This window comes from Prevotella sp. Rep29 (assembly GCF_019551475.1).
GTDB lineage: Bacteria > Bacteroidota > Bacteroidia > Bacteroidales > Bacteroidaceae > Prevotella.
This window is the reverse complement of record NZ_CP047159.1, coordinates 1,806,159-1,819,532: the sequence shown is the minus strand read 5'-3', so window position 1 is coordinate 1,819,532 and position 13,374 is coordinate 1,806,159. Positions and strand designations below refer to the sequence as shown.

The window sequence follows — 13,374 nt, the reverse complement described above, 5'->3', positions numbered from 1 at the left end:
TAAGAAATAGCATAGCTCACACCGTATAAAAACTAAAAAGGAAAGAAAAAGCGACTCAACGGAGCCGCTTTTTGTGGTTTGGTTATATTCCAGTCATCAGAAACTGGAATAGTCCCATGAAACGAATGCCCTTTTCGTCGGTATATTCAGCAATGTCATCGCCAACGATAACAATTTTCTGGAAACTATCGCCTATCTTTAGTAGTGAGTTCAGTTCCTGGCGTCGTTTCTCTTCGTTGCCGAGCGCAAAGGCTGACTGAATGTAATACTTTTCAACTCCATTATTGGCGACAAAGTCAACTTCATACGGAATATATTCCATTTTATTATTTCGCATCTCGCGCGTTTCGACCAAACCAACATCTACAGTAAATCCGCGCATACGGAGTTCGTTGTAGATTACGTTTTCCATGATATGCGTAATTTCCTGTTGCCGGAAATTAAGTTTTGCATTTCTCAAGCCAACATCAACAGCATAATATTTCTTGAGACTTTCAAAATATTTGTTGCCCTTAATGTTATAGCGTTTGGAACCTTCAAAAAGGAATGCTTCCTCTAAGTGGCTGATATATCGAGATACCGTATTGGGGTCTATATTCATTTTTTGTACGCTTTTTATCACATTGCTGATGCGATTGGGGTTAGAAAGTGAGCCGACAGACGAGCACAAGGCATCTGCAAGTGCTGACAACGCCTCGCGATTTCTGACGTGATGGCGCTCTACAACATCGTCGATATAGGTCTTAGTCCATAAACGCTGCAAATATGCGACTTTCTGTTCTGGTGTATGCAGTTTGCTCAGTGCTGGCATTCCTCCATAAGTATAGTATTCTTTCCATAATTCGCCAACCTGATGTGTACGACCTGAGCAGAATTCTCTGAAAGAGAGTGGATATACTCTTATTTCATCACCCCGACCCCGAAAAATGGTATTAATATCTGAAGAAAGGAAATGGGAATTGCTTCCTGTGATGTAAACATCGACATTATCCTTTGCATTGAGTCCATTGACAATTTTTTCAAATCCATCAACTTCCTGCACCTCGTCAAGTATTATATAGTAAGGTTCAGTGGCGGAAATAATACGGCTATAAAGATAAGACTTCAAAGCTTGGCGATCGGTCAAGTCGCCATATTCTTCTTGGTCCATATCAAACGAAATGATAATGATATTTTCCTCAGGAATACCATTTTCAAGCAAGTAATCTTTATAAATTCTACTCAGCAACCATGATTTGCCACAGCGTCGGGGACCAGTTATGATTTTGATTTCGCCGTTGTCCTTACGGGTTATTAACTGACGAAGGTAGGTCTCTCTTTGAATGTATTGAGTCATATCTATTCCGATTTTTCTGCAAAATTACAATAAATTCCGAATACAGAAAAATTTTATTCCGATTTTTCTGCAAAATTACAATAAATTCCGAATAGCAGGCAATGGAAAATCGTTTTGTTTTTGAAAAAAGGAAGAGGAATGATAAGTATTTCTTTCATTGAGAAGTGGTAATGATATTTCTTTTTGCCTTAAAAGGAAGTTTAATTTACAAGTCTCATTGTCAAAAGTTTCTTAAAATATAAGTTTTTGGAATGTTTTTTAATATTATTTAGTCCCTATTGTTGCGCTGAATCGTGATTATTGTTGTATTTTTGCGTGGAATTTGAGGAAATCGGGCTTCGCCCGTTGAAGAAAGAATATTAAACATAAAAAAATATATTATGGCAGAATCAATAGACATCCGCGAACTGAATATGCGGATAGAGCAGCAGAGCGCATTCGTGACGAATTTGACATCGGGCATGGATCGTGTGATTGTCGGTCAGAAACATTTGGTCGATTCGTTGTTGATTGGATTGCTGAGCGACGGGCATATCCTGTTGGAAGGTGTGCCGGGACTGGCGAAGACATTGGCAATCAAGACCCTTGCACAGCTGATTGACTCGAAATATGCGCGCATACAGTTTACGCCCGACCTGTTGCCGGCAGACGTTATCGGAACGATGATCTATTCTCAGAAAGAGGAGAAGTTCCAGGTGAAGAAGGGTCCGGTGTTTGCCAACTTCGTGTTGGCGGACGAAATCAACCGTGCGCCGGCAAAGGTTCAGAGTGCGTTGCTCGAAGCGATGCAAGAGCATCAGGTGACGATAGGCGACACGACGTTCAGTCTGCCGAGCCCGTTCCTCGTGATGGCAACGCAAAACCCGATAGAGCAGGAGGGTACTTATCAGTTGCCGGAGGCGCAGGTGGACCGTTTCATGCTGAAAGTGATGATTGACTATCCGACGCTGGAGGAGGAGAAGAAAATCATTCGCGAGAATCTGTTGAGTACGCTTCCGACGGTGACACCCGTGACCACGGCGCAGGAAATCATCGATGCGCGTGAGGTGGTGCTTCAGGTGTATATCGACGAAAAGATTGAACAATATATTGCTGATATTGTTTTTGCTTCGCGCTATCCCGACCGTTACGGTCTGCCGGAGCTGAAAGAGATGATAGCTTTCGGCGGTTCGCCCCGTGCGAGCATCAATCTGGCAAAGGCATCGCGGGCATACGCTTTTATCAAGCGTCGCGGCTATGTGGTTCCTGAGGATGTGCGTGCTGTGGCTCATGATGTGTTGCGCCACCGCATCGGTCTGTCCTATGAGGCAGAAGCCAGCAACATGACGAGTGAGGAAATCGTCAGCCAGATTATCAACAAGGTGGAAGTGCCTTAAGGGGCATCCTCCAACCTCCCCCCAAATAGGGGAGGCTATTGAGATAAATTAAAAATGTTGGATTTTCACAATTATGTTGGAGACGACAGACATTCTTAAAAAAGTCAGGAAGATTGAGATCAAGACGCGCGGATTGAGCTCGAACATCTTTGCGGGACAGTATCATACTGCCTTTAAGGGGCGTGGTATGGCTTTCTCGGAAGTGCGCGAGTATCAGTTCGGCGACGATGTGCGCGATATCGACTGGAATGTGACAGCCCGTTTCCATCGCCCCTACGTGAAGGTTTTTGAAGAAGAGCGCGAACTGACGGTCATGCTAATGGTGGATGTCAGCGGCTCGTTGGATTTCGGAACCGTCCGGCAGACGAAGCGCGAGATGGTGACAGAGATTGCTGCGACATTGGCGTTCAGTGCCATTCAGAACAACGACAAGATTGGCGTCATCTTCTTTTCGGACAGGATAGAGAAATATATTCCACCTAAGAAAGGACGCAAGCACATTCTTTATATCATACGCGAAATGCTGAACTTCAAGCCTGAAAGCCGTCGCACGGAGATTGCACAGGCGGTGGAGTTTCTGATGCGGGTGATGAAACGCCGTTGCACGGCATTTCTGTTGAGCGACTTTTATGTGCGGAACGATTTCGAGAACGCACTGACTATCTGCAACCGGAAGCACGATGTGGTGGCGATACAGGTATATGACCTGCGGGCGAAGGAACTGCCGGATGTCGGATTGATGAAGGTTCGCGACGCGGAGACAGGACATGAGACGATTATCGACACCAGTTCGAAACGTTTACGCCGTCAGCACACGGCATATTGGTTGCGGCGCGACGACCAGCTGAAACAGACTTTCACCAAGAGCAGCGTGGACCATGTGTCTATCGCAACGAACGACGATTACGTGAAACACCTGATAAGGCTGTTTGAAATGAGGAGTTGAACGAATGGGAAATGTTATGAGACGATTAAAGATAATAATCATATTGCTGATGTGTCTTTCGGTGCATGCCCACTCTCAAGTGGTTGTGGAGCAGCGTCTTGACTCAATGGAAATGTTCATCGGCGAACAGGTCCATCTGACTTTGAGCGTAACGGCGAAAAGCGGTCAGCGAGTGGAATTTCCCGCCGTGAAGGCAGGAACCTATCTACTTGACGGGATAGAACTTCTTGAGGTTGCAGATGCCGATACGGTGAAACAAGATAACGGAATGCAAAAGATTTCCCGTAAATACACACTCACGTCTTTCGATGACACGCTCTACTATCTTCCGCCCGTGACGGTCAAGGTGGACGGGAAACCCTATCAAAGCAAGAGTCTGGCGCTGAAAGTGATAACAGTGGAGGTGGACACGCTGAAGAAGGATGAATTCTTTCCTGCCAAAGGCATCCAGGACAATCCGTTTATGTGGAGCGACTGGACGCCGATTATCTGGCAGATACTTTTGGTTATACTACTGAGTGCAGTCGGCTACTACTTATATAAACGCTTGCGTAGCAATAAGCCGATTATCAAGCGTATCAAAGTCGTGAAGAAAATGCTGCCCCATCAGAAAGCCCTGAAGGAGATAGAGCGCATCAAGTCGGAGAAGATGACGTCGTCCGAAGACCAGAAGGCTTATTATACGCAGCTGACCGATACGCTCCGCACCTATTTGCAGGACCGTTTTGGCATCAATGCGATGGAAATGACCAGTGGTGAAATCATTGACCGCTTGCGACAGGAAGAGGACAAGGAGAAACTGGGTGAGTTGCGGGAGTTGTTCGAGACTGCCGACCTCGTGAAGTTTGCCAAATATTCAGCGCTTATCAACGAGAACGACCGCAACCTTACGACGGTGGTCGCATTCATCAATGATACGAAAATGGAAGATATGCCGACGGAAGAAAAAATCGTTCCGAAGTTTACAGAGGAGGAAAAGCGCAACAATCTGTCGCATAAGGTGCTGCTCTCCCTGATTGCCGTTGTCGCACTTTGTGCAGCACTGCTCTTCGCATACATCATCTGGCAAGTAGTCTTGTTAATCGGATAAAGGGAGGTGGCTATGGAATTCGTAAATAAAGAATATCTGCTGTTGCTCCTGTTGCTGATACCTTATCTGATATGGTATTTCCGATACAGAAAGAAGAGTGAGCCGGCGATGCGCATGAGTGACACCTTTGCCTATAAGAATGTGGTAAAGAGTTGGCGCATGCGGTTGCTGCACGTTCCGATGTTGCTGCGTCTGCTCTCTTTTGTGCTGATAGTCTTGGCGCTTGCGCGTCCCCAGACTCATAATTCCTGGGGCAACAGGACGGTAGAAGGAATCGACATCATGCTGGCAATGGACGTTTCGACCAGTATGCTTGCCGAAGATTTAAGCCCCAATCGCATGGAAGCGGCAAAGGCTGTGGCTGCAGAATTCATCTCCGGACGACCGGATGACAATATCGGACTGACGATTTTCGCTGGCGAAGCCTTCACGCAATGTCCCATGACTGCCGACCATCAGTCGTTGCTCAACCTTCTGCAGAATGTGCGGACGGATATCGCAGCCCGCGGACTTATCGAAGACGGAACAGCAGTCGGAATGGGTTTGGCTAATGCCGTCAGCAGGTTGGATAAAAGTAAAGCCAAGAGCAAGGTTGTCATCCTCTTGACCGATGGTAGTAATAACCGGGGAGATATCTCGCCACTGACAGCAGCGAAAATAGCAAAGAGTTATGGGATACGTGTCTATACGATTGGTGTAGGAACCAACAAGGTGGCACGCTATCCGATGACCGTCGGCGGGTCGGTTCAATATGTGAACGTTCCGGTAGAAATAGATACAAAGACCTTGGAGGATATTGCTTCTGTCACGAACGGACATTTCTACAGGGCGACGAATACCGGAGAACTGAAACAAATATATAAAGATATAGACAAACTGGAGAAGACCAAGATGGATGTCAAGAAATTCAGCAAGCATTATGATAACTTCCAGCCGTTCGTGCTGGCAGCTTTGATTGTCTTGCTGCTGGAGATTCTGCTCAGAACAACCATCCTGCGCCGCATCCCATAAGATAGAAGAAAGTAAATATGTTCAGATTTGAGAACCCTATATTTTTCTGGTTGCTACTGGTAATTCCCTTACTGGTGTTTGTGCGCTATGCCCACATCCAGCATAGGAAAAAGAAGTTGCGCAGATTCGGTGACATGAACTTGCTGAATGAAATGATGGAAGACGTTTCCAGGTATCGTCCGTCCGTGAAGTTCTGGTTGCTGATGGCTGTACTCGTACTTCTGATTATCATGCTGGCACGTCCGCAGATGGGCTCGAAAATCAGTCGGGAAAAACGACAGGGCATAGAAGTGATTATAGCAATGGATATCAGCAACTCGATGTTGGCTAAAGATGTGGTGCCCTCACGTCTGGAAAAGAGCAAGCTGTTGGTGGAAAACTTAGTGGACCATTTTACGAACGATAAAGTCGGACTGATAGTCTATGCAGGCGATGCTTTTATCCAACTCCCCATCACGAGCGACTATGTGTCGGCAAAAATGTTCTTGCAGAATATCACCCCCTCGTTGATAGCAACGCAAGGAACCGATATCGGCGAAGCTATTCGGCTGGCGATAAATTCGTTCACGCAGGATGAGAAAGCGGGAAAGGCAATCGTCGTGATTACAGACGGCGAGGACCATGAGGGAGGCGCACTCGAAGCGGCTAAAGAAGCAAAGAAACGCGGTTTCAAAGTGTTTATTCTTGGAGTTGGAACATCTGCTGGAGCACCGATAGAAATAAGTGAGGGGAGCGGTTATCTGACCGATAATGCCGGTGAAACCGTAATGACCCGACTGAATGAAAACATGTGTAAGGAAATAGCAGAAGCTGGGAGTGGCACCTATATCCATGTGGATAATACAAGCATCGCTCAGGAACGGCTTGACGATGAGATTGCCAAGATGCAGAAAGGCGAACTGACCAGCGTGATATACAGCGAATATGATGAGCAGTTCCAGGCTGTGGGCATCATTGCACTGCTCCTGCTGATACTGGAGATATGTATTTTGGAACGGAAAAATCCTATGCTGAAAAATGTCAGACTATTTAAAAAGGAGATAAAAAAATGAGACGATATATTCTGTTTCTACTGATGATGGGAGCGGTGACACTCCATGCGCAGACCGACCGGCAGCACATCCGGCTCGGGAATAAGCAATATCGTAAAGGAAACTACGATAAGGCAGAAGTGGAATACAGTAAAGCGCTGGAGAAAAACAAGCGCAACAGCCAGGCACTCTACAATTTAGGGTGTGTGATGCTGCAGAAAGAAGGTGAAGAGAGAAATGACTCCGTGGCAATATCCAGGTTCTTGGATGCTGCAAAGGCAGAAAAAGACAAGATAAGACGTGCCAAGTCGTATCACAATATCGGAGTCGTCTTTCAGGCTCACGAAGATTATGGGCAGGCGATAGAGGCATATAAGGAATCTTTGCGTTGTAACCCCAGAGACAATCAGACGCGCTACAACCTTGCCCTGTGTCAGAAACTTCTGAAAAAACAAGGTGGCGGAGGAAAAAATAATCAGAAAGAGCAAAAGCAGCAACAAGATAAGAAGCAAGACGAAAAGAATAATGAACAGCAAAAACAGAAAAAGGAGGATGAAAAGAAACAGCAACAACCTCAAGACAATCAGATGAGTAAGGAAAATGCTGAACAACTGCTGAATGCTGCCATGCAGGAAGAAAAGAACACACAGCAGCGAATGCAGAAGGCAATGACGAAACCACGCACGAAAAGTTTACAGAAAAACTGGTAGGAAAAGGAGAGAATCATATGAAACGTCATATACTATTATATATATTATTAGGTGTCATTTCACTGGTGGCAGGTGCTCAGACCCTTACGGTCAAAGCTCCTTCGTCCGTTCCGGCGGGAGAGAATTTCCGTCTGGAATATACGGTAAACACAGCCAATGTGAGCGGAAGTTTGCAGATAGGAAGTATTCCTGAAGCATTGGAAATCATATTCGGTCCCAGCATATCACGCCAAGAGAGTTTCCGGACGGTGAACGGACATACCAGTGGTTCTTCGTCCATCACCTACACCTACACCCTGATAGGAAACAAGAATGGCACCTACACCATTCCGCCGGCACGCATCAATGTGGGTGACAAAACGATTACGTCGAACTCGATTAAGATTAATATATCTGGAAATTCTAAACGTTCGTCGAATAGAGGGGGCAATAATTTCTACAATGAAGACGAGCACCGTTCACATCCGCGCAGTGCCGGTTCTCAGATAACGGACAAGGACCTCTTTATACGAGTGAGTGCAAACAAGACACGCGTGCATGAACAAGAACCAATACTGTTGACGTATAAAGTCTATACGCTGGTGGATTTGACTCAGCTGCAAGGAAAAATGCCTGAGCTCAACGGGTTCCATTCGCAGGAAATACCGCTTCCGCAACAAAAGAGTTTCCATATAGAAAATGTTGGCGGGCGTAATTATCGCTGTGTGACGTGGAGCCAATATGTCATGTATCCGCAGATGACGGGCAGTCTGGAAATCCCGAGTATCACGTTTAAGGGGGTTGTGGTTCAGGAAAACAGGAACGTTGATCCTTATGAAGCGTTTTTCAATGGAGGTTCGGGATATATAGAAGTGAAGCGTGATATCAAAGCGCCAGGATTGAAGGTGCAGGTGGATCCGTTACCGGAAAGACCGGCGAACTTCTCAGGCGGTGTCGGAAAGTTCAATGTGACGGCACAGCTGGACAAGACAGAAATAAAGGCAGGAGACCCACTCTCGCTGAGGGTAGTGGTCAGTGGAACGGGAAACCTGAAATTGATGAAACAGCCCAATGTGGAGTTCCCGAAAGATTTCGAGAAATATGATGCGAAGGTGACCGACAAGACGCGCCTGACATCCAATGGCGTGGAGGGAAATATGGTTTATGACTTCCTTGCCGTTCCTCGCAATGTGGGTGAATATGCGATTCCGGCGGTGGAACTGGTGTATTATGATACGTCTGCCAATGCCTACAAAACGGTCAAGACACAACCGTTTAACGTGAAAGTCTTGAAGGGAGACGGCTCCAGTTCTGTGGTGAGTGACTTCAGTGATGTGAAGAACAAAGATATCCGTCCGATAAAGGAAGGAAGAGTGAAGACTCATGGCGCAGAAGACTTCTTCTATCAATCGAAGTGGTATTGGGTTTGCATCTTGTTCCCGCTCTTGTTGTTCGTGGCATTGCTGATTATTTTCCGGAAACGGGCAGTCGATCGTGCAAATATCGTGAAGATGCGTGGCAAGAAGGCAAACAAAATAGCCACCAAGCGCTTGAAGAAAGCCAATGCGCTGATGAAGAAAGGTCAGCAGAACGAGTTTTATGATGAAGTCCTGCGAGCTTTATGGGGATACGTCGGCGATAAGATGAACATGCCGGTAGAGGAACTGTCGCGTGACAATATCACCGAGCGCCTTGAGGAGAAAGGGGTGAATGAGGCTACTATAAGTACATTTATCGGAGCTCTTGATGAATGTGAGTATGAGCGTTATGCACCTAGCGATGCGGCAGGTAATATGGATAGGACTTTTAATTCAGCAATGACTGCAATCATGAAAATAGAAGAAACGATGAAGGGCAGGAAACGGAAAGGCGGCGTTCAGCCAGGCAAAGTGGTGGGATGTCTGCTTCTATTCGCTTTTTCCATGAGTCCGATGAGCATGTCTGCCGTCACGAAGGCGAATGCTGATGCGGAATATGCGAAAGGGAATTATCAGCAAGCCATCAAGGATTATGAGGAGTTGTTGAAGAAGGGCATCTCTGCCGAGTTGTATTATAACCTGGGGAATGCGTATTACCGTACGGACAACATCACTCGTGCGATTATCAACTATGAGCGTGCGAGAATGCTTTCACCGGGCGATGCCGACATTCGTTTTAATCTTCAGCTTGCCCGTTCCAAGACGATAGATAAGATAACGCCGGAGTCGGAGATGTTCTTCGTCACTTGGTACAAATCAATTGTAAATCTTACCAGTGTTGACCGTTGGGCTCGAACAGCCATCGTCAGTATCATCTTGACGCTGATGTGCGTATTGCTGTATTTGTTTGCTGAGCGTATTGTCCTGCGGAAGGTTGGGTTCTTTGGAGCGATTGCGTTCTTGGTGCTTTTCATTCTTGCGAATGTATTTGCGTGGCAGCAGAAGCGGCAGTTTGTCCATCGCAATGCTGCTATTGTCGTGTCGCCGTCGGTTCAAGTGAAGGCTACGCCGGATGCTGCAGCGAAAAACAGTTTTGTCTTGCACGAGGGGACGCGTATAGAGATTACCGACAATACGTTGCTCGAATGGAAGGGCATCAGGCTGGATGACGGGCGCGAGGGATGGATTGCAGCGAAGCAGATAGAGGTGATATAGGTGTATGGCAGATATTCAGTCGATATTGGAATTAGACCGCGAGCTTCTGTTTTTCTTCAACGGGAGTGACTCGTTGTTTGTTGATGGGCTGATGGCTACTTTTACGTCGGGCTTCACGTGGATACCGCTTTATGTGGGCTGGCTTTATCTTGTGATTAAGAATAATGAAACGTTCACGCAGGTTGCGCTTACGGTTTGCGCGGCGTTGTTGTGTCTTCTCCTGGCGGACGGGGTGTCGGAAGGGATTGTCAAACCTCTTGTTGGCAGGTTGCGTCCGTGTAATGACCCGTCGATAAGGCATTTGGTTGATGTGGTTGAGGGAGTACAGGCATCGGACTATAGTTTCTTCTCGGGCCATGCGTCGAACACGTTCAGTCTGGCTGTTTTCTTTTGTTTGCTGGTGCGAAGTAGGATTTTCAATGCTTTCATGATTACGTGGTCGCTGCTCAACTGTTATACGCGGCTGTATCTCGGGATGCACTATCCGACGGACATTCTTACGGGTTTGGTATGGGGAGCGTTGGTCGGTGCGTCTGTCTATTGGGTATATTTCAAGTTGTATTTTAAAATAACGCCTAAGTTAAATTACGTCTCTACGCAGTACACTTATACGGGTTACAGCCGGGTGGACATCGATATTGTCATCTCGCTGTTGGTGTTTTGTCTGTTGTATAGTGTGGTAAGGGCGTTTCTTTATATTGTATAGCGGATGGATGTTAGGCATATTCGGATAAGTGATTACGACTACTTGCTGCCTGACGGGCGGATAGCAAAGTTCCCGTTGGCGCAGCGTGACCGTTCGAAACTTCTGGTTTACAGGGGAGGAGTGTTGAGTGAAGATGTGTTTTCTGAGCTTCCTCGCTATCTGCCGACGGATGCGTTGATGGTGTTTAACAACACGCGTGTGATTCAGGCGCGGCTTCATTTCCGCAAGGAAACGGGTGCGTTGATTGAGGTGTTCTTGCTTGAACCGGTGGCTCCGGCTGACTACGAGCAGATGTTCCAGACGCGGGATTCGTGCGCGTGGTTGTGCCTTGTGGGCAATCAGAAGAAGTGGAAGGAGGGCGAGTTGTGCCGGGAAGTGCGCGTCGGGGACGTGAACGTGCGGCTCTGCGCTGTGAAGGAGTCGGACGAGGGAGGCGTGCGTGTGCGTTTTGAGTGGGACTGTCGGGACGTGACTTTTGCCGAATTGCTCGAAGCGGCGGGCGAGTTGCCCATCCCTCCGTACCTGAACAGGAAGACGGAGGAGCGTGACAAGACGACGTACCAGACAGTATATTCGAAGATAAAGGGCAGTGTAGCGGCTCCGACGGCTGGTCTCCACTTCACGCAGAGTGTGCTGGAGCGGTTGGACAGGGGCGGTTTTGAGCGCGCAGAGGTGACGCTTCACGTTGGTGCGGGGACGTTCAAGCCCGTCAAGAGTATGGAGATTGAGGGGCATGAGATGCACACTGAGTATGTCAGCGTGCGCCGTTCGGTCCTCGACGGAATATTGCGGCACGACTGTCGGTGCATCGCCGTGGGGACGACGAGTGTGCGGACGCTCGAGAGTCTTTATTATATGGGCTGCCGGGTGAGTGCCGATGCGTCGCTTGCGGAGCATGATTTGCACATCGCGCAGTGGGAGCCTTACGACCGCCCGGGCGTGCTTTCGCCTCGGGAAGCGATAGCGGCGCTTGCGGCATATATGGACAGGCGGGGGCTTGACGTGCTTCACTCGAGCACGCAAATCATGATAGTGCCGGGCTATGAGTATAAGTTGGTGAAGGCGTTGGTGACCAATTTCCATCAGCCGCAGAGCACGTTGCTCTTGCTTGTGAGTGCGTTTGTGAACGGCGATTGGCGCAGAATCTACGACTATGCCTTGTCGCACGACTTCCGTTTCCTCAGCTATGGCGACAGCTCGCTGCTCATTCCGTAGCGTGGGTTTACGGCAGAAGTAACGATAATTTTCAACGAAAGCAACATGAGTATCAAGAACTTGTGGGCGGGAATCGCGTTCCTGCTCTTGAATTGGACGGCGGCTGCGGCGCAGGGAGTTACCCAAAGCCGTGCCGAGTTGGTGGCGGCGGGCGATAGTCTGCTGAGCAGTTACCGTATTTTCGAGGCGCTGGGCTGTTACGAGGAGGCGTGGCAGCGGTATGCAGACATCAGTGCTGCGCGCGGCTTGGCTGAGTGTCACTACCGGCGCGGCGACTATAGGCGCTGCGTGGCGCTGCTCGAACGCGTTGCGACGGTGAGTGAAGACAGTCTGACGCATACGTCGTTGCGCCAGCTCGTGTACAGTTATAAGTATTTCAAGAACACGGCTGCCGAGCTGCGCTGGGGCGAGCTGCTGCTGAGGAAGTATCCCTTTGACGCAGAGATGACGGCTGAAATCGCACGCGTCTATAACATGGACGAGGTGAATCTGCCACAGCGTGCGAATGCCTTGACTAAGGCTTATTGCGAGCGCGATTCGACGAATCTCTCCGTGCTGTTGCAGCTTGCCGACAGCTACTACTTCCAGAACGACTACGTCCGTGCGCTGCCAGCCTACGAACGGTTGCTCGCCTTGGGCGATTCCACATACAATATCTATTATTCTATCGGCATGTGTCACGTCCGCCTCGAGCAGCTTCCCGAGGCGCGGACCTACCTGCAGCGTGCGGCAGAAATCAACGGTCACAAGAGCACGGGATGCCTCTACCGCCTCGGCGAAGTATGTCTCGCACTCGATTCGCTCGACGAAAGCATCCGCTACCTTGAATTGGCGGTGCAGGCGATGGAGCCCGACCAACGCGTGATGTTCCTCGCAAAGCGCGCACTGGGCGAGGCATTCTATCAGAAAGGGGAGTGGTGGAACGCCATTTTCGCATGGCGTGAAGCTCTCAAACGCAATCAAAACAGCCTGGCGACATGCTTCAATCTCGCGCAAGTGTACGGCATCGTGGGTGAGACCGAGCTCGAAAAGACTTTCTACCGCGTATTCCTCAGCATGGCAGCGCACGAGAAAGAGACGGAAGAACTGCGGAAGTGGGTGGAGCAGGCAGTGCAGGTTGTCGGCACGGCGTATTACAAAAAGGGAGCCATCCTGTTGCCGCCCGACTTGTAAACACGACGTTCAGAAAACGCTGCATACGCGACTGCTTTCCGCTGTATTGAATAGTGCGCCTCGCTGTGTTGAATATAGCGCTTCGCTGTATTGAATGGTGCGCCTCGCTGTATTGAATACAGCGCCAGGCAGGGTTATACAAAACGACGACGGGCACTCAGCAGAAGA

The 13,374-nt window shown here is 48.5% G+C and carries 11 protein-coding genes; 10 read left to right on the top strand and 1 reads right to left on the bottom strand.

The window, feature by feature from the left end:
* Positions 1 to 82 precede the first annotated feature (82 nt).
* Positions 83 to 1,336 carry an ATP-binding protein gene (locus tag GRF55_RS07760; RefSeq protein WP_220367876.1) on the bottom strand — a complete coding sequence of 418 codons (1,254 nt, stop codon included), beginning with the start codon at positions 1,334 to 1,336 and terminating at the stop codon, positions 83 to 85.
* Between the two features lie 380 nt (positions 1,337 to 1,716).
* Between GRF55_RS07760 and GRF55_RS07755 the strand changes: the two genes are divergently transcribed.
* From GRF55_RS07755 to GRF55_RS07710, 10 genes are all read left to right on the top strand, one after another.
* Positions 1,717 to 2,712, top strand: coding sequence for a MoxR family ATPase (locus tag GRF55_RS07755; RefSeq protein ID WP_220367875.1), 996 nt, complete (start codon positions 1,717 to 1,719; stop codon positions 2,710 to 2,712).
* 76 nt (positions 2,713 to 2,788) lie between these two features.
* Entirely contained in the window at positions 2,789 to 3,658 is an 870-nt protein-coding gene (locus GRF55_RS07750) for a DUF58 domain-containing protein (protein ID WP_220369660.1), read from the top strand.
* A 16-nt stretch (positions 3,659 to 3,674) separates the two neighbouring features.
* Positions 3,675 to 4,748, top strand: coding sequence for a BatD family protein (locus tag GRF55_RS07745; protein ID WP_220367874.1), 1,074 nt, complete (start codon positions 3,675 to 3,677; stop codon positions 4,746 to 4,748).
* A 12-nt stretch (positions 4,749 to 4,760) separates the two neighbouring features.
* On the top strand, positions 4,761 to 5,759 hold the full coding sequence (locus GRF55_RS07740; protein WP_220367873.1) for a VWA domain-containing protein: 999 nt from the start codon (positions 4,761 to 4,763) through the stop codon (positions 5,757 to 5,759).
* A gap of 17 nt (positions 5,760 to 5,776) precedes the next feature.
* Positions 5,777 to 6,811, top strand: coding sequence for a VWA domain-containing protein (locus GRF55_RS07735; protein WP_220367872.1), 1,035 nt, complete (start codon positions 5,777 to 5,779; stop codon positions 6,809 to 6,811).
* The gene (locus GRF55_RS07730; RefSeq protein WP_220367871.1) at positions 6,808 to 7,500 is read left to right on the top strand and encodes a tetratricopeptide repeat protein; all 693 of its coding nucleotides are present in this window, start codon (positions 6,808 to 6,810) and stop codon (positions 7,498 to 7,500) included. Before GRF55_RS07735 ends, GRF55_RS07730 begins: the two co-directional genes overlap by 4 nt.
* 17 nt (positions 7,501 to 7,517) lie before the next feature.
* Positions 7,518 to 10,112, top strand: a complete 2,595-nt coding sequence (locus GRF55_RS07725; RefSeq protein ID WP_220367870.1) for a BatD family protein — start codon at positions 7,518 to 7,520, stop codon at positions 10,110 to 10,112.
* 4 nt (positions 10,113 to 10,116) lie between these two features.
* Complete coding sequence (locus tag GRF55_RS07720) at positions 10,117 to 10,818, top strand: phosphatase PAP2 family protein (RefSeq protein ID WP_220367869.1); 702 nt, start codon at positions 10,117 to 10,119, stop codon at positions 10,816 to 10,818.
* 3 nt (positions 10,819 to 10,821) lie between these two features.
* Positions 10,822 to 12,033 (top strand): S-adenosylmethionine:tRNA ribosyltransferase-isomerase, encoded by a 1,212-nt coding sequence (locus GRF55_RS07715; RefSeq protein ID WP_220367868.1) that lies wholly within the window; start codon positions 10,822 to 10,824, stop codon positions 12,031 to 12,033.
* A 45-nt stretch (positions 12,034 to 12,078) separates the two neighbouring features.
* Positions 12,079 to 13,206, top strand: a complete 1,128-nt coding sequence (locus GRF55_RS07710) for a CDC27 family protein (protein ID WP_220367867.1) — start codon at positions 12,079 to 12,081, stop codon at positions 13,204 to 13,206.
* Positions 13,207 to 13,374 lie beyond the last annotated feature (168 nt).

What these genes read in the sequence shown, in the direction of transcription:
- GRF55_RS07760 (WP_220367876.1), bottom strand. Translation starts at nt 1,336, where the DNA reads ATGACTCAATACATTCAAAGAGAGACCTACCTTCGTCAGTTAATAACC.
- GRF55_RS07755 (WP_220367875.1), top strand. Translation starts at nt 1,717, where the DNA reads ATGGCAGAATCAATAGACATCCGCGAACTGAATATGCGGATAGAGCAG.
- GRF55_RS07745 (WP_220367874.1), top strand. Translation starts at nt 3,675, where the DNA reads ATGAGACGATTAAAGATAATAATCATATTGCTGATGTGTCTTTCGGTG.
- GRF55_RS07740 (WP_220367873.1), top strand. Translation starts at nt 4,761, where the DNA reads ATGGAATTCGTAAATAAAGAATATCTGCTGTTGCTCCTGTTGCTGATA.
- GRF55_RS07735 (WP_220367872.1), top strand. Translation starts at nt 5,777, where the DNA reads ATGTTCAGATTTGAGAACCCTATATTTTTCTGGTTGCTACTGGTAATT.
- GRF55_RS07730 (WP_220367871.1), top strand. Translation starts at nt 6,808, where the DNA reads ATGAGACGATATATTCTGTTTCTACTGATGATGGGAGCGGTGACACTC.
- GRF55_RS07725 (WP_220367870.1), top strand. Translation starts at nt 7,518, where the DNA reads ATGAAACGTCATATACTATTATATATATTATTAGGTGTCATTTCACTG.
- GRF55_RS07720 (WP_220367869.1), top strand. Translation starts at nt 10,117, where the DNA reads ATGGCAGATATTCAGTCGATATTGGAATTAGACCGCGAGCTTCTGTTT.
- GRF55_RS07715 (WP_220367868.1), top strand. Translation starts at nt 10,822, where the DNA reads ATGGATGTTAGGCATATTCGGATAAGTGATTACGACTACTTGCTGCCT.
- GRF55_RS07710 (WP_220367867.1), top strand. Translation starts at nt 12,079, where the DNA reads ATGAGTATCAAGAACTTGTGGGCGGGAATCGCGTTCCTGCTCTTGAAT.